The organism is Acinetobacter sp. 24-47-67 (genome assembly GCF_056779735.1).
Map to the genome: position 1 here is coordinate 1 of NZ_JBWYIK010000038.1, position 424 is coordinate 424.

Here is a 424-nt window from a genome sequence, read left to right on the forward strand (position 1 = left end):
GAAAAAAGTCTTTATTACCACCGATCATGTCACTAAAAAAGGCGAACCTAAAATCGTTGCTGAGCTGACTTATCCTGCGACAGGCTTAAAGTGTGTAGATCGTATCTATACTGACCTTTGTGTGATTGATGTAACACCTGAAGGCATGAAAGTGATTGAGAAAGTTGAAGGCTTATCTTTTGAAGAACTTCAATCGATGACGGGTGCCAAACTCATTGATGCGACTCAAGGCTAATTTATCAATCCTCCCTAAATCCCTCCTTTATTAAAGGAGGGATTTAGGGAGGGATTCAAAGATTTAGGACATAAATAAATGAAAAACGCATACATCATTGATGCCATCCGTACGCCTTTTGGTCGTTATGCCGGTGGTTTAGCGCCTGTCCGTGCGGATGACTTAGGTGCAGTGCCATTAAAAGCCTTA

At 41.5% G+C, this 424-nt stretch carries 2 pseudogenes; both read left to right on the top strand.

The features are described 5' to 3' along the window. Positions 1 to 235, top strand: a pseudogene (locus AC1M9K_RS14560) (3-oxoadipate CoA-transferase); the annotation flags it as partial. Between the two features lie 78 nt (positions 236 to 313). Then, positions 314 to 424 (top strand): annotated as a pseudogene (locus tag AC1M9K_RS14565) (thiolase family protein); the annotation flags it as partial.